The sequence below is a fragment of the Microbacterium sp. 4R-513 genome (assembly GCF_011046485.1).
GTDB lineage: Bacteria > Actinomycetota > Actinomycetes > Actinomycetales > Microbacteriaceae > Microbacterium.
Genome location: NZ_CP049256.1, coordinates 1,849,964 through 1,870,352, shown reverse-complemented (window position 1 = coordinate 1,870,352; position 20,389 = coordinate 1,849,964). Strand labels below are relative to the sequence as shown.

Genomic DNA, 20,389 nt, shown 5'->3' with positions numbered 1-20,389 from the left:
GGTGCGGGCCACGGGTGGCCCGGGCTGTCGGCCGCGGGCGGTGGGCGAGGTGCAGGAGCCCGTTCAGGCGAGTCGGAAAGTCACCCTGGCTTCCCCCGAGCCGACCGGCATGAGCAGGGGCCCTTCCGAGGTCAGGGCTCGACCGTCGCGCTGGATGTCGTGCGCTGACTCCGGAAGTTGGATCGTGCTCGTCGTATTCGGTGGGATGCGGACGATCAACTCGACTCGACCGTCCTCCGTCTTCGCCCATCGCGTGGCCAGCTCGCCATAAGGCGTGTCGATTTCCGCGGCGGCACTGGTGAGCGGACCGGCGAAGTCAGGCTCGATGCGCGACTCGCGGTAGCCCGGTCCCTTGAGCTGTATTCCGCCGACGCGCCGGTAAAGCCAGTCGTCGACGCAGCCGAAGGCGTAATGGTTGAAGGACAGGTCGGTGACCGAGCCGTCGGGGGCGATCGCCTCCCACCCTTCCCACATCGTCGTGGCGCCCTGAGCGACCTGGTAGAGCCATGACGGGGCGGTCTCCTGGAAGAGGAGGGTGCGCGCGAGCTCGCGGTGGCCGTTGTCCCACAGGACGTCCAAGAGGAACTGCACCGAGAGGAAGCCGGTGTCCAAGTGATCGGCGGCGTCGTGGATGAGTTCGACGAGCCGATCGACGACCTCGCCCTTCCGATGGTCGGGAACGAAGTCGAAGGCGAGCGCGACCACGTACGGACCCTGCAGGCCGCCGGGAATTCGCCCATCGTCGTCTATGTATTCTGCGGCGAAGGCCTCACGCGCGCCTCGAGCGCGCTCCGCATATCGCCGCGCATCGTCGGTGCGCCCGAGGACCTCGGCGATTTCGGCCATGACATCCATGAGGTGTCCGTGGTAGAGCGACCCGATCACCTCGCCCGTGCGTCGTGGCGCGTTCATCTGGCTCGCGTCCGGACCTCTCAGCGTGCTGGGGGCGAGCCAGTCGCCGAAGTTCGGCTCGTTGTTCCACAGAAACCGCTGTCTCTCCCTCTGCTCACCCGTGAGCGCGGCGCCGATCAAGCGCGGCGGGAGGCCGGTTGTCGCACTGTCGATCTGGTACTGCGCCCAGGCCGCCATCGCGTCGTAGTTCTCCGCGAGCACCCGGCGGTCGGCGAAGTGCTGGTACAGCACCAGCGGCGCGATCGCGATGACGTCGCCCCATCCCGCCGACGAGGCCAGCAGCATGATCGGGTCGTCGTAGCTGGGAGCCGGTCCCTCCAACAGGTAGTCCAGTTGCGGAGGGCTCGGCGAGATGTTCATGATCTGGCCGTCGGCGAGCTGGTCGTCGCGGACGATCCTCAGCCACCGTGAAAGAAAGGGCCCGACCGCCATGTTGGTGGCCGCCGTGGCGGCGAAGATCTGCAGATCGCCCGTCCAGCCGTATCGCTCGCGCTGCGGGCAGTCGGTCGGAATGGAGAGGAAGTTCGCCCGCTGGCTCCACAGAACGTTGGCGTGCAGTCTGTTGAGTCGCTCGTCCGATGTCTCCAGGCGTCCGATGACGGGAAGGTCCGACGAGGTCACGATCGCGGTGAAGTCGTCCGTGCTGATCGACTCGGTGAAGCCGCTGATGCGCGCGTAGCGGAACCCGTGAAAGGTGAAGGAGGGTTCCCACGTCTCCCCCTCCGGGTCGCCCGCGAGGACGTACACGTCGGTCTGATCCTTGTTCGGCCCGACGATGTTGTTGAAGTAGTCGCCGTTCTCGTCGAGGACCTCCGAATGCTCGAGGCGAACGATTCGGCCGCGCTCGCCTCGCACCCGGAATCGGACCCTGCCTGCCATCACCTGCCCGAAGTCGACGACGGTGTCCCCCGCGGGAGTCCGCAGGATGCGTTGCGCGGGCACCTGCATCACGCTTCGAACCGGTTCTCCGACGAATGGGACGAGCGACTGCTCCACCTCGACTTCCGCGACCGGAGTCCATGTCGAGTCGTCGAAGTCGACAGTGCTCCAGCCATCCCACGCGACACGGGCGTCGTAGCACTCCCCCACGGCGAGATCGGCGTACCGAGTGGGCCCGTCGGTCGACGACACGCTCGTACCATCCGACGTGATCGTGACCCGCTTGCCGTCGGCGTACTCCACTTCTAGCTGCCACAGCGCCTTCAGTGTGTCGCCGTAACCCCGACTTGCCCCGAGGATCCCCACGCGGCCGGCATACCAACCGTCGGACAGGACCATTCCGAGGACATTGTCGCCGGATACCAGGTGGTCCGTCACGTCGTACGTCTGGAAAGACAAGTGGATGTCGTAGCTCTCGACCCCCGGTGCGAAGAGCTCATCGGATACAGGTGCCCCGTTGATCTCCGCCTGGTAGATGCCGTGGGCGGTGGCGTAGAGGCGGGCACGGGCGGGGTATTCCTCGAGGCGGAAACGCCGGCGGAGATACGGCGTCGGCAGAAGCCGCGCCTCGGGCGGGCTTTCGATGCGAAGGCTGAAGAGCTCCTGGAAGTTCGAAGCGCCATCCTTGCGAACCGGTATCTGCCGCGGCTCGATCCAGCGAGCGCGCCAGTCGTCCGCATCGAGGAGAGTCGTCTCGAAGGTCGATTCCGCCCACGGGGTCGGGTCATCCGACCCACCGACCCATGACCGGACCCGCCAGCGGTACGCCGTGGCTGAGTCGGCTTCGAAGCCGTCGAGCGCGACGAGCACCGAATCGCGCGATTCGACCCGCCCCGTCCGCCACGTGGTCGCGGGCTCACGCGGGCTCTGGATCTCCATTTCATACGCGGTCTGGATCACATCTGTGGCGGACGCGGCGATGATCTTCCATGAGAATCGCGGATGCCGCGTCCACAGTCCGAGCGGATGGTCCAGCTGCTCGACGCGAAGGTGCTCGAGTCTCGTCATGACACTTCCCATTCCCGTGCGGTCGGCGCGTTGCCGCGAGGCGGATGCCGCCACGGAAAAGCTCCGAAGCGGCATCCGTTCCTCGTCGTTCGTCACGCGTCCCAGGCGGCGTCCATCGCGTCGAGCACCTGGTCGACGGTCTTCTGACTGGTCAGCAGACCCTGGATGCCGACGGTGAGGGCGTCGTACACCCCGGGGTTCGGGAATGTCGCGAGAGGGGCTTCGACGAAGTCGCCCTGCTCGAGCAGGTCGCCGACAGGCTGGTAGGCGGGCGCCAAGTTGGCGGCGTCCACGCCCGTGATCGCGACGAGGCCGGAGAGGTCCGCGAACGTCTGCGCCTGCTCGGGCTTGGCAGCCCAGTCCAGGAACTCCTGCGCTGCAGCCTTGGCTCCCTCCTCCGCAGCGGCGTTGATCGCCCAGGCATAACCCGCTGAGGCGACGATGTACGGCTGCTTGCCATCCGCCGCCGGGAACGCCTGCACTGTCAAGTCCAGTCCCGTCGCAGACCCGATCGATGCCGCGGCCGAACCGGGGACGCTCGCCGTCAGCGACGTCTGGCCGCCGATCCCCTGCGTGATGGAGTCGAACGTGCCTCCTTCTACGCCGTCCTGGAAGCAACCACTCTCTTTCATCTCGACGATGGTGTCCAGAACGTCCCGCCAATTGCTGTCCGCGAAGGTGACCTCGCCTGCCGCTCGCTGCTCGTTCCAGTCGGGCTCGGGCCCGTAGACCTGCGTTGCAGAGATGACCATGGCGAGCAGGCCGTTATTGGGCGGTGCCGAGCCGGCCAGGACGTTGAACGACTTGCCCCCGTCGCGAGCGGCGCCGCACGCTTCCAGCATGTCGTCATAGGAGGCGGGGTAGTCGTCGATGCCCACCTCTGCCGCTCCAGCGGCGTTGTAGATGAAGCCCGTGGGGTTCAGGGCTGCCGGCTGAGCGTAGATCTCGCCGTCCGCCTCGTACAGCGACTCGGTTCCCTCGGGGATGACGGCCGCCGATGTGTCGTCGAGCGGCTCGAGGAACCCGGCCTCGGCCAGAGTGACGACCGAGATCGCCTGCCCGGTCCCCGGCGACAGGATCATCATGTCCGCGGCGTTGCCCGCCTGAAGCTGAGTCGTCACCTGGGTGTTGTAGCCATCGCCCGGGTAAGGGATCACCTCGACAGGGACGCCGGTCTCCTCGGTGTACTGCTCTGCGAACTTCGCCCAGTAGTCGTCGGCGTCGTTGGACTGCGCGACCATGATGGAGAACCCGCTCGACGCGTCGCCGCCCTGGGTCGCGCCTCCTGTCCCGCCACCGCCTGCGGTGCATCCGGCAAGGAGCAGCGCCCCGATCAGCACCGGCGCGAGAAGCGACCAGCGTGTGCCCGGGGGTGGTGTGTGATGTGACATCGTTCACTCCTTCGTGACGTCATCGAGCCAGCAGCTCAGGTCAATTTGAACGTTTCATCAAGGTTCGCACGATCGCTTCGAGTCCGGCATCCGCAGTGCTTATGCGGCGCAATGCCGGCGTCGATGGTGCCTTCAGGAACTGGCCACCGCGTCCGCTCCGCGGGGGCCGGGCGCGGCGATGCGCCCTACCGCGCACTGGTCTTTCAGTTCGCCAGGGTCTCGGCCAGCCAGCGGGTGCTGCGCTCCACGATTTCCGGAAAGTGCTGGAAGAGGATCTCGTAATGCTGACCGCCGTACTCGATCAGCTTCTTCGGCTCGGGGATGCGCGAATACATCTCGCGCGCTTCCTCGACCGGCGCGACCGTGTCTTCGGAGGCCAGCATCATCAGGAGAGGGGCCGTGATTCGCTCGGCGTACGCGGTGACCTCCATCTCGAAGATGCGGTCCAGTGTCGAGATCGTGATCTCGTTGCGGAAGCTGGGCAGCCCGTGGATCATCTTCTCCACGAACTCCAGCCCTTCCTGATCGCTGAACATGACTGGTCGGCCAGGCTCCGGAGTTCCGTGCAGGCGGATGGTGGCGGCCGGTTCGCCGCGCAGCCGGTTCCGCCGATCGATCGGGATGAGCGCTTCCAGTTCCGCGAGGGTCGCCTCGGGCTGCAGCTGTCGCGCACTCCAGCCGCTCACGGGCGGGATGATGCTCACCACGGCGCCCACGCGACGATCCATCGCAGCGGTGAACATCGAATTGGCCCCGCCGATGCTGACGCCCCAGAGCCCGAGCCGATCCGCGTCGACGTCATCTCGCAGGGTCAGGTGGGTGATGACATCCCGCAGATCCCGGCACTGCTGCCACGGGTCGAACTCCTGGCGGGGCTCACCGTCGCTGTAGCCGGTGGACCGGTGGTCGTACGAGAGACAGGCGAGGCCCTGGGCGGCGAACGCCGGCGCCATCGGCCAGTTCGACTCGGCGGGCCCGCCGAGTCCGCCCTGGAGGATGACGACGGGCGGAGGCGACTCGGCATCCACGGGGAGGAAGAGCCGTCCCCGCAACGTGACACGCTCAACCAGGAATTCGACATCTTGTTCGCTGTGCATGCTCTCTTCCCCGTCGCCGCGATCAGCCGGCCAGGTCCGGCACGTGGTCACTGTGCACGGCGTCAGGGTCCGCCGACGCGCGCATGATCGGGAACACCTCGGCGCGCATCTGCCCCTCGTACTCACTGATCGCCTCGAGCAGGGGCTTGCGCCCGTGGACGGCGTCCTCGAGCGAGCGCACAAGGCAGGCGGCGTCGCGCAGGGCCGAGTTGGCCCCGGCGCCGAAGCTGGGCGGCATGGCATGGATGGCGTCGCCCAGAAGCGTCACGCGACTCGGCGGCCACGGATCGGCGACCTCGAGGTAGCGGATGGCGCTCGGCGAGATCGTCGACTCATCGATCCGCTCGACGAGCTCGACCAGTCCCGGGTGCGCGCCTTGCATCGCGCGACGGATGGCGTCGTGGAGCTCCGCGGGTGAGTCGTTGGCGAAGTCGGGCAAGGCGGGGCCCCGCTCGGCGCCCAGGTCGGATCCGTAGGTGACCATCACGTACGGGTCGACATGGCCGATCTCGGCTCCCGGAGCCAGGTCGGCGACAGCCTCCGCGATGGGGCGACGTGGGTCGTAGACGCCGATCGCCGAGATCGTGCCGTCGCCCCGCGTGACGATGGCGAACCCATCGAAGAGAGCCGCCGGCATCACCTCCGCGAGATCGTCGGTCAGTGGAGCGATCGACCACATTCCCCGCATTCCCGTGTCGATGACGTCGACCTCGGGCAGCAGCTGTGACCGGATGACGGAATGGATGCCGTCAGCACCGACCAAGACGTCGCCGACCGCGGACGAGCCGTCGTCCAGGAGCAGCCGAACCTCGTCGTCGTCTGCTTCGTATTCGACTGCGGTCTGGCCGAAGTGCAGGACGTCGTCGAGACCTGTCGCCAGGATCTGTCGAAGGGTTCGGCGGTTGACGGCCGTGTGAGGGCGCGGGCCCTCGTTGGGAGGGCCGATGTGCGGCCTTGTCCAGATCTCGCCGCCGTGGATGTCGAGCATCACCGACATCTCTCGTTCGGGGGTGCGCCGCGACGTCTGCAGGTACAGCTCGTAGAGGTTGTCCGGGAGGCACGCGCGGAGCGCCTCGCCGCCCAGCGCATTCATGTGCAGCCGGTATCCGGAATGCACGATTTCGGCCGCGGCCTCGTACACAGCGCAGCTGATGCCCGCCCTCTTCAGACCCTGCGCGAGACATAGACCGCCGATTCCTCCCCCGGCGATCAGCACATGAAACGACGACATCGTCGACTCCTTCGTCTTCCAGAGCGGTCGGTCGGGGCCACTTCATCTGATCTTCGAGCGCAGTCGGCTATCGGGGAAGCCGAAGATGACTATGGTCGCTATTGGCTGAGCCAATAGCGAAGGGTGAGCGCATGGGCGTAGATCTGAACCTGCTGACCTCACTGAACGCGCTGCTCGAAGAGCGGAGCGTGAGTCGCGCGGCGGTGCGGCTGGGCCTCAGTCAGCCGACTCTGAGCACGGCTCTCGCCCGGCTGCGCCGGCACTTCGGCGACGAGCTGCTCACCCGCACGGGCAACGCGTACCGACTCACCCCCCCTCGCGGAAGAGCTCCTCGAGTCGACGGGCCAAGCCCTGTCGTGGACGGATCGCGTCTTCGATACCCGGCCCCGGTTCATTCCTGCGGAGGCGCAGCGGCAGTTCACCCTCGTCATGTCCGACGCGCAACTGCCCATCCTGGGCCGCGCACTGGCGGAGCTCGTCGAGACCGAGGCGCCCGGTGTGCGCCTGCGGTTCGAGCACAGCACTGCGCGGATGATCGTCCCAGGGCTGGAGTGGCTGCGCGACGTCGACGCGCTCGTGCTGCCCCAAGGCATCCTCGCCGATGCTCCGAGCCTGGACCTGTACCGGGACAGGTGGGTCTGCGTCGTCGCGGCGGGGACGGTCGACTCCGGGTTGCTCTCTCTCGCCGAGATGGGTGAGCGTCCGTGGGTCACGCCGTACCACCCGCGGATGCCGGTCCTTTCGGCGCTGCACCGGGTGCGTCAGGCGGGGGTCGAGCCGCGCGCCGCTGTCAGCACCGAGGACTTCCTGGCGGTACCCCACCTGGTCGCCGGCAGTGAGCGAATCGGCCTGATGCCCGAGCGCGTCGCGCGACTGGCGGCAGACACGCCCGCCGTCGCCGTTGTCGAGGCCCCCTTCGAACTGGGGTTGCTGGTGGAAGCGCTGTGGTGGCATCCCGTGCACGAGCGAGACCCCGGCCACAAGTGGCTGCGGCAGGCCGCAGTCCGCGCGGCTCAGTCCCTCGGCGACGCCGGACTGCCTCCCGCGAGCGAGAGTAAGTGAGCGGCTCATCGCACCGGATCGACTCGCCACGAAAGGAGACTCGATCAGGGATTTCTTGGCAGAGACGGAGGGATTTGAACCGTCGGTCCCCGCAAGGGGACTCCACCTTAGCAGGGTCGCTCTTCACCGACCACAGGCTATCTCGCGCGCTCCTGCACTTCCGGCGCACTAGAAACACGGCATTCTCAAGGGGCTCGGTACACGCTGAGTACACACAATGTAGTTCGCGGCTTACGGGTCGCGGGCGGCATTCAAGCGCTCAACGGAAGGAGTTGACGGCTTCGCGGACGCCCCACCAGGACCCGCATCAGTCACGACAGAGCGGCCGACCGAACGCCTCCACAACTGCGCGCATCAAGGAGCGGGCGAGGCGGGAGACTGGCGCGCCGGGCCGGCGGATCTGCGGGCTCTGCTGTGCACGCTGCCCGGCACAGCCGCCCGTCGTGCCGCACACCATCGCGGCGTAGGCGACAAGCCGTGACCACGTCGCTAGCCGAGTTCTGCGTCGCGGGCCCAACCCAAGACTCCCGTCAGCTGGGTGCAGTAATAGCGGGGGAAGGTCATTGTGACCCTCCACGATGCCTGCGACGATGACACCCCCGGCGCCGTCAGCGTTATAGCACGGGCCGCCGGAATCCGTGATCGAAGCCTTTGTTGTCGAAGCCTGATCCGCCGGTCGCGTCATGTCGCATGGTGAGCAGGTAGCTAGCAAAGTAGTCAACACCCCCAGATAGCGTTGTCCGTCCGCTTCCGGCGCCCGACTTACTTGGATCAGTCACTCGGAGTCTCCTTGTCACACTGCTCGAAAGCCGGTGGTTCACTCCTTCTGCCGTGAGCTCGAGGAGCCAACGTCCCCTAGGAGCTCAGGTCACCCGCGGCACAGCCAGTCCGGACGGCAGCCTGATCTGCTGCTCCCACCACCGCCTGTGCCATTTCGGCGTCTCGCACACGACGGTGCCCGACAGGAAGAACCGACTGGCGAACCGCCGTCCCCCTCAAGCAGTCGATCAGCAATATGGAAGGTGCCCGTGGCTCTTCTCCCACGACTCGCACGGTTCGCCGAGCCAGGCTAGTGCGGGACGTCTAAGGCGCGAGCCAGGTTTGGATCTCGGAGAGACCGTTGTTGCTCCCGCTACCGCCCGTGACAGTGAACCTCACCCATGTCACCGACTTCGGTGGGAAAGTGACCTCCTTGGCGGCCCCGCCATCGTCGATGCCGGTCACGTCGATGCTGGATCCGTCGCTGAAGGAGAGAGTTCCTGCTCGCACGTTGTCCGAGCCGTTGGGCCGGTCGAAGAGGACGACGCTGTCGATCGTCTTGGGCGACGGCCACGTCAGTTGGATCCACGGATTGACTTGGCCGTTGGACGCCCACTCCCCGCTGCCGTGGACACCGACGACGTCGTCGATTGCCTTCGCCGGGGCGTACGAGGCATTGAACGAAGAGGACGCGGTTGCGGTGGCCTCGGTGGCGGCGTTGACTCGGACCGATCCGAGCACGGCGTCGATCTTGACCTCTTGAAGGTCGATCGGCGAGCTTCCATTACCGCCCAGCGGGAAGTTGAGTCGGAGATACTGCGTGACCCGTGCGACGCTGTAGGCGTTGGCATAGCCGAAGTAGGCCCCGGTTCCCGGCGCCGGCGGCGTGACGGTCTTGATCGTGGTCCACGTCGAGCCGTCCACGCTGGTCTGGATCTCCATCGATTCCGGAGTGTTGTAGAAGTTCTGATCCTTCGAGTTGAAGACCACTTCGATGTCCTGCACATTCGCGGACTGGTTCATTGCGAAAGAGATCCACGACACCCCTGATCCGCCGACCGACCACTTCGAGCTGTCGAAGGCGGAGCCGCCTATGGTCCTGCCGTCGATGACCTTGCCGGCAGTGAAAGGCCCCGTGCTGCCGCTTGCTGTGACGGTCGCATCGACCGCGACGTTGCGACTGGGCAGAAGGTCCATGAAGACCTTGTTCGACGTGACTGTCTGGCCGTCGAGCGTGACCTCGGCCCAGACCGCGACACGGGTCGGCTCATCGACCTGGTCGGGAACCACCTGGCCACCCGCGAAAGTGACGATGCCGCTCTCTTGGATCGACACGGGGGTTGTAGGCGTGCCGCCATCGAGGTCGACGATGCCGGCCTTCATGACGACATCAGCAGCTCCAAGGCTGATCGCACCGCCCCTGGCAGCACGCCCCTCGAGGCGATAGTCGTGCGGATCCTGACTGGAGAACGCGCCGTACATCTCGCGACCCTCGACCTTCAGTACCGCCCCGATGAGCGAATCCTTGACGTACACCTTGCCCGCCGACACCTTGACATCGAGCGTGGTCGTCTTCGTGACGCCATCCGAAGTGCCGTCGACGGTGATCACGGCGGTCCCGTCCACGCCGGCGGTGACGACACCACTCGCCGATACGGTGGCGACGCCGGGGCTGCTGCTGCTGTACGACAGTCCGGCCAGAGCCGCCTTCAGGGCCGGGTAAGTGCGGTAACCCTCGACGTCGATCTGCAGCGTCCCGGCCGTCAGCTGCCTGCCGGTCGCCACAAGGTTCGTCAGCGGGAAGTTTCGCACCGGATTGTCGGTGACCAGCTTGATGATCGTGTCGACCTGGTCACGTTGGACGTTGGTCAGATCGACCGTGACGTTCGTACCGGACTGGGTGAACGGTACCGTCTGGCCCTCGTTGAGCCACGACACACTCTGAACGGTGTCGGCAACCGGGCCGATGGTCAGCGAATTGCCCGCGTAGCCCTGCTTCCCGTCCGGTCCCTCGACGATGTGGAGGTAGATGTTGTTGTCGCGCGCCGTCGCATAGCCCCACGTCGGGCCACGTCCGTGCTCGAAGTTGTCGATGTTCCCCTTTCCGTCGTCGGTGTAGACCGAGTTGGTCAGGAAGTAGGGCATAGTGCCAGTCGTCGACTCGTGACGCTCCGGTTTGCCGGCCGGAGCCCACCATGCCGCCAGATTGTCGCGGAGGTCGGCGTACTCCTGGGCCGCCATGGGGTATCGAGTCGCGATGTCTGTGGCCGTGTCGAAGTTGGCCCCCCGCCCCAGGGTCGGCGACTGGTCGTTGTTGTCGACGTTCCCCCTGCCGGCATTCATCACCATCTCCTTCGTCAGCATCCGGTAGTCATCGCGACGGGGGTAGTAGGGGGTCGGGTTGTACCGCGTGACAGCGGCTTTCCAGGGCTCTGCGATAGTGCGCTTCGTCAGTGAAGACCCGGTGCCACCCGAGGCGTACATGGCCGCCGCCTCTTCAGTACGCAGATCCACGTCACCGTACTCGTTGGTCCAAGCATTCGCGTTGATGATGATGTCGTCCCCGTAGTTGCGCACGATGCTGTACATCGCGTCGAAGTTCTTGCTCGGCATCGCCTGCGGACCGTCGAAGTAGAGGTAGGAGGGGTCGTAGCGCAGGATCAGATCCTGCACGTTCTGCACGAAGACGTCCGACGAGTTGTGCTTGTAGCCCCCGCCTTCAGTGGCGTAATACAGACCGAACCTCATGCCGTAGCGCTTGACCGCCAGCTCGAACTGCTTCAGGCCGTCCACCAGCTTCCCGTTCGCGTCCTTCGGGGCGTACTCGTTCCGCGAGTGAGCGGGGTCGGCGAAGCGCGATGGCCAGTAGTAGTTCTGCTGGACGCTTTCGACCGACACCAGCGAGTGGCCCTCCCGCTTCGCACGCTCAGCCCACAGGTCAGCGGAGAAGTTCGGGTCGACGTTCCAGGCGTACGACGCGATGGCGTGACTCAGAGCCGACACCCGCCCCAGTTCGAACCAGCGATTGGGGCGGTCCTTCACCGTGATCGACAGCGCCTTCGTCCGGGTCGCACCCGCCGAGTCTGTGACCTTGGCCGTGAACCCGTAGTTCCCCGGTGAGGCCGTGACGGATCCGTCGATGGTGCCGTCGGGCGCGAGGGTGAGTCCTGCCGGCAGGGCGCCGCTGTCGATCGACCACGTGTAGCCGGGCGCACCACCGCTGGCGAGGAGACGATACCTCGACGCGCTGACGCCGTACTGAGTGGTGTACTTCGACTCGTTCCAGACATACGGCCATTCCTTGTAGCCGATCGGCAGGGTGTTCGACGGCAGTCCACGACCGCGCGCTCCATCGCTGACGACGTCAGTGCTGCTCAGGGCCTGGGTATCGATGGAGAGCGCCGAATTGGGCCCGGTCACCGAATACGTGAGCCCGGCTACCGCGTTGCCGCTGCCGTCCGAAAGCCGAGCGTAGAAGCCGAGGTAGGCGACATTGGCGTCCTGGCCGACGGGGTATCCATTGGCGTTCTTGTCGTCGGTGTACGTGTGCTTGATCTGAAGCAGCACTTTGTTCCACCCCGCGTTGAGGTGAACGGTGACCTTCTTCATGTCCTTCTGCACTTCGGCCGGCGTGGATCGGGTGTCAACCGCTTCATCGTTGACGAAGGCGCGATGTGCACCGCTCGAGCCGTACCGCAGCTCGACGTCCTGAGCAGTCGCGCTGTGCACATACGAGGCGGCGTAGACGTACTTGTTGCGGGTGTCGATGCCCTTCTTGATGCCGAAGTAGCCGTAGAGGTCTTGATAATCGTCGTAGTTGCGGTTCCACGTGCGGTCATCGAAGTACTCCCACTTCTTGCCTTCGAACGTCTCCCCCGCCTTAGGCGTCAGGGCAGTGTCGAAGACCCGCACCTCCTTGAAGCCGAGCCCGACGTTCTTGAGCGCCTTCTCGCCGTCGTGCACGATCAGCAGGTCGATGCTCTTGACATTCGAGACGCCACTGGGGAGCGTGACGGTCCCGGGGTTGACGCCCTGTGGATCGATGGACGTGATCGATCCCGTGGCGAGCGCCGCGCCTGAGGCGTTCTTCAACGTGAAGTCCACGCGCTGAACATTCGATGTGCCCGCCGGCCACGAAGCATCGTGTCGATCGAAGACCTGGATCTGACGCACCCGCACAGGGGATGGCCACGTGAGCGTCAACGTCGGCGCAGGGTCCCATGCGGGCCACGTCGACGGTGCGCCGCCATTGTTGTGCATCTGCGATACCCAGTCGGTGGCGAGGTCCCCGTCTATCGCCTTCGCGGGCACCGTCGCGGGACTGTCGGTGCCGCCGGGGAAGGCTGCCGCTGTCGTCTTCCACGATGAGGTAGCCGTCGCGGCCGCCGATGTAGCGAGGTTCGTCGGGGCTGCGGGCGTGATGACACCATCGCCGTCGAGAACCTTCACCTCTTTGAAGCCGAGTCCGACGTTCTTCAGGATCTTCTGGCCATCATGAACGATCAGCAGCTCCACCTTCGTGACGCCCTGCACGGCCGTCGGCAGCGTGTCGGCACCTGGGTTCACGCCGGTCGGGTCGATATTGGTGATCGATCCGGACGCCAATGTCGTCCCGGCTGCGTTCTGCAGCGAGTAGTCGACACGTTGTACGTCGGAAGTGTTGGCGGGCCAGGAAGGATCGTGTCGGTCGAAGACCTGGATCTCCTTCACCTTGATCGCATCAACCCATGTCAGAGTGAGCTTGGGCGTTGGATCCCACGCCGGCCACGTCGACGGCGCGCCCTCCGCGTTGTGCATCTGCGAGATCCAGTTGGTCGCGAGGTCGCCATCGATCGCCTTAGAGGCGACCACGCTGGGCGAGTCCGCCCCGTCGGGGTATCCGACGGCCTGGGTCTTCCATGTCGACGAGGCGGTCGCCGTGGCAAGACGGGCCCAGTTGCCGTCGGTGGGGCGGGCGGTTCCGTAGTTGTCCTCCGCGACAGCCGTGTCGAACGGACCCGCCACCAACCACGTGTTGATGAATGGGGCCGTACCGACGGCTACCTGCGCGACGGCGGGATGACCGCCCCAACCCGCGACGAGAGCCCCCGCCACGATGCTGGTGACGGTGACGGCTGCCGCCAGCCTCCGCCGGCGCACTGATGACACTCCGGAGTTACCCGACATCTTCGGCCCTTTCAGTCGGCGCCGACGATGGCGCACTCGACGATGCTGACCACCGACGACCTCGTCGGCGGATGCGAACCTTGAGCTTCGCTGCTCCGGTCCATGATCGAGGCGACAGTTGACGATCGTCAATATGTATAGAAAAAAAGGTTCCTATTTTTCTGTATCGAATCACCTCCGCGGGGGAAGCGCCGCCGAACGATGAAGGTCATATCGGCGGACGTGTATGGTTTTCGCAATAACACTGGTTAATGTGTGACAGTCCTGCCTGACCCGACGGAGCCCGACCCATGTACGCGCTACGCCGAAGCCTCCCGAGGCATCGCTTCGAAGAGCTCCTGGCCGAGCTCGTCGAGGTCGCGCCTCGTTACCGGCTGGATGAGGTCATCGTCGTCGTGGAGGCGGAGGAGCTGTTCCCCGGTCACCCGACGCCCGAGACGATGCCGGCCCAGGTCGAGCAGCTCCATCGAGTGCGGGACGCGCTCGAACCACTCGGCATCGCCTACTCCCTCAACCCCTGGGTCACACGCGGGCACGAAGATCGTCTTCGACCCAATACGATCCCGGGCGCCCAGACCGCGGTGAACCTGCATGGCCAGGCGGCGACAAGCGTCACCTGCCTGCTCTCCGCCGCGTGGCGCGCGAATCTCGCCGCGACTTGGGGCCTGTATGCGTCTACTCGCCCTCGAGTGATATGGGTGGAGGACGACATCCGTGATTTCGGCCCCGCGGAGTGCTACTGCCCGCTCCATCTCGCACGCTTCTCTGCCCTCGTCGGCCACGACGTCGCGCGCGAAGAGCTCATCGCCGCCCTGATCCGGCCTGGCGAACCTCACCCGTGGCGTTCACTCTGGCTCGGCGTGCGGTCGGAGGCCGCGTTGGAGTCCATGGAGGTCATCCGCGACGCCGTGAGGGCTGCATCTCCCGACACACGCATCGGGTTGATGTCCAGCGGGCCGCGCAATCACGTCCGCGAGGCGCGGGATTGGCATCGCGTCGCCGACGCTCTCGGCGGCGACATCTTGAGTCGGCCCACGCTGGGGAACTACTGGGAGTGGGGACCTCCGCGCGGCCTCTACTTCAGCCAAGACTCGATCAAGCTCACCCGTTCGGTGCTCCCCGAGGGGGTGGAGGACTTCACGGAGGTCGAGAGCGTACCGTTCAGCCGTTACGCCAAGAGCGTGGCATTCATGGATGCCACTCTCGCGGTGAGCTTTGCGGGCGGCGCCTCCGGATGCACTCTCAATGTCTTCGACCACCTGGGCTCGCCCATGGAGAATGAGCCCCACTACGGGCGCCTGCTCGGGGAGCGGAAAGACTTCTATGCCGGGCTTGCGGATCGGTTGGGCAGGGGCGGCAAGCATCGCGGCATAAACCTCATCCACCGCGATGACAGTGCGGAGAAGGTCCGGCTCGAACCGGGCAGCGGTCTTGCCGATCTCGCGGAGGGCGGGTTCTCAGCCGTTGAGGCATTCGAGGCGGCCGGGATACCCACGATCTACGAGGCATCGCCGGTCACCTTCGTCTGCGGGCGGCAGGCATGGTCGTTGACGGATGCCGAGATCGGCGACCTGCTGACCCAGGGGCTGTTCCTCGATGGCCTCGCGGCGGCCATCCTGTGCGAACGCGGGTATTCCGCCGACCTGGGGCTCCTCGGGGGCACGATGCCCGAGCGTCTCGACGAGCTGGGCATGTTCGCGGCCGAATCGATCGAGGATGAACGGTTCGGAGGCGCGCCCGGGCGTCTGGTCACGGCGCAGCTGCCGATGGTCGACTATTCCGCGCGCTTCATGCCGCTGCATCCGATGAAGGAGGCGACCGTGGTCGGGCATCTCGTCGACCCCGGACTCCGGTCGCAGCACCCAGCGATGATCGCCTTCGAGAATGCCCGAGGCGGCCGGATCATGGTGCACGGCTGGGACTACGACACCGCAGTCGGCCCGCTGGGGGTGAGCTTCCACCACCCTTATCGAGTCCAGCAACTGCAGGCGGCAGTGCGCTGGCTATTCCACGGCCGGGCCCCCCTCCTCGTCCGTGGGGACGGTGCGTGGCCCCTCGCCTCTCGTATCGATGCCGACGATGAGACGCTGCTGAGCTTCCTGGACCTGTCGCTCGATCCGTGGCCGCGCGTCGAGTTCGAGTTCGCGGCGGCCAGGAGGCCGGTCGCGCTCGAGCATCTCCGGACAGACGGCAGCTGGCATCCGGTCGACACGGAACTCGTTACTGTGGCCGATGGAGTCGCGACACTGGGCTGGCCAGACCCGGTTGGGCTCAACGAGCCGCTGTTCCTGGCAGTGGTGTGGGGGCAGAAGGCGTGAGGGCGCCGGATCCGGACGGACGAGGATCGAATCGCCTCTGGTACCGTCGCCCGGCGCAGGACTGGCAGTCCGAAGCACTTCCGATCGGCAATGGCCGGCTCGGAGCGATGCTGCATGGACAGGTGGGCACCGAGCGCGTCCAGTTCAACGAGCAGAGCATGTGGAGCGGCGTCGCCGACTACGACAACGCACGCGCGGGACGGCCTGACGATGCCTTCGACACGGGCCCGCTCGACTTCGGCAGCTATCTCGCGTTCGGCGACCTCTTTGTCACCATCCGAGGGCTGGAGACCGCCGATATTCGAGCGTATGAACGAACGCTCGACCTCCGCTCAGCCGTGCATCGCACCACCTTCGTGGTCGACGCCTCCCCGGTCGAAATCGAGGCGTTCGCGAGCCGGGACGCAGATGTGATCGTGGTGACATATCGGCTCGGGCGAACGGCCGACATCGTCGTCCAGCTCCGCTCCTCTCACCTCGGCTCGAGCGGGTGGCAGGACGCCGAGACGGCGTCGATCGGCTTCGGCGGCTCGCTACCCAACGGGCTGCAATACGCGGCCGCCGCTCGAATCATCGCGACTGACGGAATCGTGGCGGCTGGACCGGGCACTCTGCGAGTTCACGGCGCCACGGAAGTCTCCGTGATCCTCGATGCGAGGACGGACTACAGGGCAAACCGGGACTCCGGCTGGCGCGGTGAGGCACCCGAACCGAGGGTTCGACACGCCGTCGATAGAGCGTGCGGCGTCGGCAGCGCTGCGCTCAGAGAGGACCATGTCGCACAGGCGAAATCAGTCGCATCGCGCGTTCACGTCGACTGGGGTGCGAGCGATGAAGCCCTTCGTGGGCTCCCGACCGATGAGCGCATCGATGCATATCGCCGCGGAGGCGAGGATCCCGAGCTCGAACAGACGATGTTCGCGTATGGCCGTTACCTGCTCTGGGCCAGTTCGCGCCCCGGCGGCCTGCCGGCGAACCTTCAGGGACTCTGGAACGGCAGCAACACCCCACCGTGGGCCGCCGATTACCACACCAATATCAACGTCCAGATGAACTACTGGTCGGCCGAGACGTGCGATCTGCCCGAGACGCACGAAGCTCTCATCGAGTTCATCCGGGCGATGGCACCGAGCAGCCGGAGCGCGAGCCGACTCTCGTTGGGTGACGATGTGCCGGGGTGGACCGCACGGACGAGCCAAAGCATCTTCGGCGGAAACTCGTGGGAGTGGAACACGGTCGCGAGCGCCTGGTACGCGCAGCACGTCGCCGAGCACTGGGCGTTCCGGCCCGACGGCGAGTATCTCCGCGATGTCGCCCTGCCGATGCTCGACGAGATCTGCCGCTTCTGGGACTACCGCCTCGTCGAGAACGAGAACGGCGAGCTGGTGTCACCGGACGGGTGGTCTCCCGAGCACGGTCCCCGTGAAGACGGCGTCACGTACGACCAACAGATCATCTGGGATCTCTTCGAGAACTACCTCACGGCAGCCACGGCAGCAGGGGTGGCGGAAAGCGAGTTCGCGACGCGCGTGCGCGCTCTCCAGTCCCGACTGTCACCCAATCGGGTGGGGCGCTGGGGTCAGCTCCAAGAGTGGCAGAGCGACATCGACGATCCCGACAGCATCCATCGGCATACGTCGCATCTGTTCGGCGTGTTCCCGGGCCGCCAGATCACGCCCACGCACACGCCCCGGCTCGCTGCCGCGGCTTCGATCAGCCTTAGGGCGCGATGCGGTGCACGTCCCGGCGAGGATTTCACCGAGTCGTCCGTCTCGGGAGACAGCCGCCAATCGTGGGTGTGGCCCTGGCGATGTGCGCTCTTCGCGCGTCTTGGAGACGCCGAAGGCGCCCGGAGGATGATTAGAGGGCTCCTCACCTTCAACAGCTTCACCAACCTCTTCTGCCACACGAACGGCGATGTCTTCCAGATCGACGGCAACCTGGGCTTCCCCGCCGGTGTCGTGGAGATGCTCCTCCAAAGTCATGATGGCACCATCCATCTGCTGCCGGCCCTGCCTGCCGCATGGCGGGATGGATCGTTCCGGGGCCTGCGGGCGCGTGGCGGTTTCGGAGTGGACTGTCGTTGGCGCGACGGACGCGTCGCGGAGTTCACGATCCGCGCGGACCGCACGGCCGAGGGGCAGCCGGTACGGGTCCGAGTGAATGGCGAGGTCCGATTGGTCCACCCCACGCGTGAGGGAGAAGAGGTCAGGCTGTCCAAGTGAAGGAAGTGAGCGTCGCCGACTTCGGTGTTTCTCCGGACTCCGGTGCGGATGCCGTCCCAGGGGTTCGTCAGGCGCTCGACGCCATTCGCGATCTTGCGCAACCGGTCGTCCTGCACTTCCCGGCGGGACGGTACGACTTCCACGAGGAAGCGGCCGCTCGCCTCGAGCTCCGCGTCACGAACACCACGAGTGAAGACGAGGATCCGACGGCGATGAAGAAGATCGCAATTCTCGTCGAGAACCAACGAGGTCTGACCATCGACGGCCATGGCTCGCTGTTCGCCTTCCACGGACGCCAGACGATGCTGGCAGTCGAGCGATGCCGCGGCGTCCGGGTACGGGATGTCAGGTTCGACTTCGAGCACCCCACAATCGCGGAGATGACTGTTACAGCGGCCGGCGATCGCTGGTTCGAGGGACGCGTACACGCATCTACCCGCTACGAGATCGTTGACCAGACGCTGTGGTGGACCGGGCCGGGATGGCGGTTCTTCGAGGGACCAGCTCAGGTCCTCGATCCAAGGGCCGGCACCACATCGCGGATCGACAACCCCCTCCGCGACGCCGTCGCGCTCGAGCTCCAGCCGGGTCGGCTCCGATTCGAGGTGGCGTCCCGCCCCGGGCTCCGCCCGTCGCAGGTTCTCCAGATGCGCGACGGGCTGCGCGATCAGGTGGGGATACTCGTCGACAGCAGCACCGATGTCGTCCTCGAGGACATGGCCCTCCACTTCGCACACGGGCTGGGAATCGTCGCGCAGTTCACTGAGGATGTCGCCGTCGAGCGTGTGCAGATCCGACCGCGGCCAGACTCCGGGCGAACGACCGCCGCATTCGCGGACATACTGCACTTCAGCGGCTGTCGCGGCTCACTGGTCGTATCCGGCTGCGTCTTGTCTCATTCCCACGACGATGCGATCAATATCCACGGGACCCATCTCGCGATCACCGCGAGGTGTCGTCCGGACCGACTCATCGTGCGATTCATGCACCCGCAGACCTTCGGCCTTCCAGCGTTCCGTCCGGAGGATGAGATCAATGTCGTCTGCGCACGCACGCTGGTACCTCGATCCACCCATCGCGTTCTTGACGTCGAAACGATCAATCAAAGGGAGATCGAGCTCACGCTCGACTCGATAGTTCCGGACGTACGTCCCGGGGACGTCGTCGAGAACGTGACGTGGAATCCGCGGGTCCAGATCGTGGGGAACCACTTCTCGCACATACCGACCCGAGGTGTCCTCGTCACGACGCGGGAGCCGGTGTTCATCGAACGAAACGTGTTCGAGCGAACCTGTCACAGCCCCGTCCTCATCGCGGACGATGCCGGCAGCTGGTTCGAGTCGGGGCCAGTCCAGAACGTGACGATCCGCGAGAACCATTTCATCGAATGCGGTGGCGCCGAGCAACCATCGATCTCCGTCGCCCCCGAGGTCACGGATCCGGCCTCGACCCGTCCGGTGCATCGAGGCATCGAAGTGACGCGCAATGTGACGACGACCCGCGACGCCGGGCTTCTCTACGCCAAGAGCACCCAGGGGATGTCTATCACGAGCAACGTCGTCGAGCGGACCGGAGCGGGTGCGCCTCGACTGCGTGAGCTTGTGACCTTCGAAGGCTGCTCCGAACTCGCCGCAAGCGGAAACGTGGCGCATGCCCGGACGTAGGGTGACACAGCGGCCCAGCTGATGATCCCCCTCGCACCTGCGGCTCCGTGAGAGGGAACTCCGCGGCCGCACACCAACCTCCCCAGCGCGATCAGAGCGCGAATGAGACCGCGGGCTGGCTCTCGAACTGCACGATCGTACCCGTCCGGCGGGCGCGTTCGGCCGCGAACACGACGCGGTGACTCGCGAGGCTCTCGCGCGCGCCGCTTGCGAGCTCGGTTGGCTCTCCACTTCGGATGGACTCGACGAACGCCCGGACGAGACCGATGTCGCCACCCGCGTGCCCGTCGGCCGCCGCGTGCCCCATCGCGTCGGTATCGATCCGTCTGGTGGTCCCCGTCATGAAGTCGAAGATGTCGATCATCTGACCGTCCGCCGTGATCTGGCCCTTCGTCCCGAAGATGCGGGTCTTGCGGTGAGAACCTTCGGAGAGTGCCGTGAGGGTGAAGCTCACGAGGACATCTCCTTCGAACTGCATCTGCACCACCTGGTGGTCGACCACGTCGTTGTCGCTCGCCCAGACGCATCGGCCGTAGGGACCGAACTCCAGTGCGCGCTCGACGGCCTCGGACGTCAACTCCCCGGCCATGACCCGGGCCATGTAGTCCTCGCCGGGA

General features: G+C 65.8%; 10 protein-coding genes. 4 read left to right on the top strand and 6 right to left on the bottom strand.

Going from position 1 to position 20,389, the window contains the following annotated elements; translation table 11 throughout:
- Positions 1 to 63: 63 nt before the first annotated feature.
- From G5T42_RS08115 to G5T42_RS08100, 4 genes are all read right to left on the bottom strand, one after another.
- The gene (locus G5T42_RS08115) at positions 64 to 2,859 is read right to left on the bottom strand and encodes an alpha-L-rhamnosidase (RefSeq protein WP_165127519.1); all 2,796 of its coding nucleotides are present in this window, start codon (positions 2,857 to 2,859) and stop codon (positions 64 to 66) included.
- A gap of 92 nt (positions 2,860 to 2,951) precedes the next feature.
- Positions 2,952 to 4,250 carry an extracellular solute-binding protein gene (locus G5T42_RS08110; protein WP_165127517.1) on the bottom strand — a complete coding sequence of 433 codons (1,299 nt, stop codon included), beginning with the start codon at positions 4,248 to 4,250 and terminating at the stop codon, positions 2,952 to 2,954.
- 203 nt (positions 4,251 to 4,453) lie between these two features.
- Positions 4,454 to 5,347, bottom strand: a complete 894-nt coding sequence (locus tag G5T42_RS08105; protein ID WP_165127515.1) for an alpha/beta fold hydrolase — start codon at positions 5,345 to 5,347, stop codon at positions 4,454 to 4,456.
- Positions 5,348 to 5,369: 22 nt separating this feature from the next.
- The gene (locus tag G5T42_RS08100) at positions 5,370 to 6,578 is read right to left on the bottom strand and encodes an NAD(P)/FAD-dependent oxidoreductase (RefSeq protein WP_165127513.1); all 1,209 of its coding nucleotides are present in this window, start codon (positions 6,576 to 6,578) and stop codon (positions 5,370 to 5,372) included.
- Positions 6,579 to 6,929: 351 nt separating this feature from the next.
- On the opposite strand from G5T42_RS08100, the gene G5T42_RS08095 reads away from it, so the two are divergent.
- Positions 6,930 to 7,640: a LysR substrate-binding domain-containing protein gene (locus G5T42_RS08095; RefSeq protein ID WP_347104466.1), complete on the top strand. Its 711-nt coding sequence runs from the start codon at positions 6,930 to 6,932 to the stop codon at positions 7,638 to 7,640.
- 1,083 nt (positions 7,641 to 8,723) lie between these two features.
- On the opposite strand, the gene G5T42_RS08090 is transcribed toward G5T42_RS08095, so the two are convergent.
- Positions 8,724 to 13,565: a discoidin domain-containing protein gene (locus G5T42_RS08090; RefSeq protein WP_165127511.1), complete on the bottom strand. Its 4,842-nt coding sequence runs from the start codon at positions 13,563 to 13,565 to the stop codon at positions 8,724 to 8,726.
- A 290-nt stretch (positions 13,566 to 13,855) separates the two neighbouring features.
- Between G5T42_RS08090 and G5T42_RS08085 the strand changes: the two genes are divergently transcribed.
- Genes G5T42_RS08085 through G5T42_RS08075 form a run of 3 tightly spaced genes read left to right on the top strand, consistent with a single transcriptional unit; the run spans position 13,856 to position 19,772 of the window.
- Positions 13,856 to 15,883, top strand: coding sequence for a hypothetical protein (locus G5T42_RS08085; RefSeq protein WP_165127509.1), 2,028 nt, complete (start codon positions 13,856 to 13,858; stop codon positions 15,881 to 15,883).
- Positions 15,865 to 18,108 (top strand): glycoside hydrolase family 95 protein, encoded by a 2,244-nt coding sequence (locus tag G5T42_RS08080; protein WP_347104427.1) that lies wholly within the window; start codon positions 15,865 to 15,867, stop codon positions 18,106 to 18,108. The genes G5T42_RS08085 and G5T42_RS08080 overlap by 19 nt, the downstream gene beginning before the upstream one ends.
- On the top strand, positions 18,105 to 19,772 hold the full coding sequence (locus G5T42_RS08075) for a right-handed parallel beta-helix repeat-containing protein (RefSeq protein ID WP_165127505.1): 1,668 nt from the start codon (positions 18,105 to 18,107) through the stop codon (positions 19,770 to 19,772). The genes G5T42_RS08080 and G5T42_RS08075 overlap by 4 nt, the downstream gene beginning before the upstream one ends.
- Before the next feature lie 91 nt (positions 19,773 to 19,863).
- Here the strand turns inward: G5T42_RS08075 and G5T42_RS17465 are convergent, their stop codons facing one another.
- Positions 19,864 to 20,373: a Gfo/Idh/MocA family oxidoreductase gene (locus tag G5T42_RS17465; protein ID WP_206535735.1), complete on the bottom strand. Its 510-nt coding sequence runs from the start codon at positions 20,371 to 20,373 to the stop codon at positions 19,864 to 19,866.
- Positions 20,374 to 20,389: the final 16 nt, after the last annotated feature.

Excerpts from the sequence above, each read along its gene's own strand:
- G5T42_RS08100 (WP_165127513.1), bottom strand. The coding sequence starts at position 6,578 with ATGTCGTCGTTTCATGTGCTGATCGCCGGGGGAGGAATCGGCGGTCTA.
- G5T42_RS08115 (WP_165127519.1), bottom strand. The coding sequence starts at position 2,859 with ATGACGAGACTCGAGCACCTTCGCGTCGAGCAGCTGGACCATCCGCTC.
- G5T42_RS08090 (WP_165127511.1), bottom strand. The coding sequence starts at position 13,565 with ATGTCGGGTAACTCCGGAGTGTCATCAGTGCGCCGGCGGAGGCTGGCG.
- G5T42_RS08110 (WP_165127517.1), bottom strand. The coding sequence starts at position 4,250 with ATGTCACATCACACACCACCCCCGGGCACACGCTGGTCGCTTCTCGCG.
- G5T42_RS08105 (WP_165127515.1), bottom strand. The coding sequence starts at position 5,347 with ATGCACAGCGAACAAGATGTCGAATTCCTGGTTGAGCGTGTCACGTTG.
- G5T42_RS08085 (WP_165127509.1), top strand. The coding sequence starts at position 13,856 with ATGTACGCGCTACGCCGAAGCCTCCCGAGGCATCGCTTCGAAGAGCTC.
- G5T42_RS17465 (WP_206535735.1), bottom strand. The coding sequence starts at position 20,373 with ATGGCCCGGGTCATGGCCGGGGAGTTGACGTCCGAGGCCGTCGAGCGC.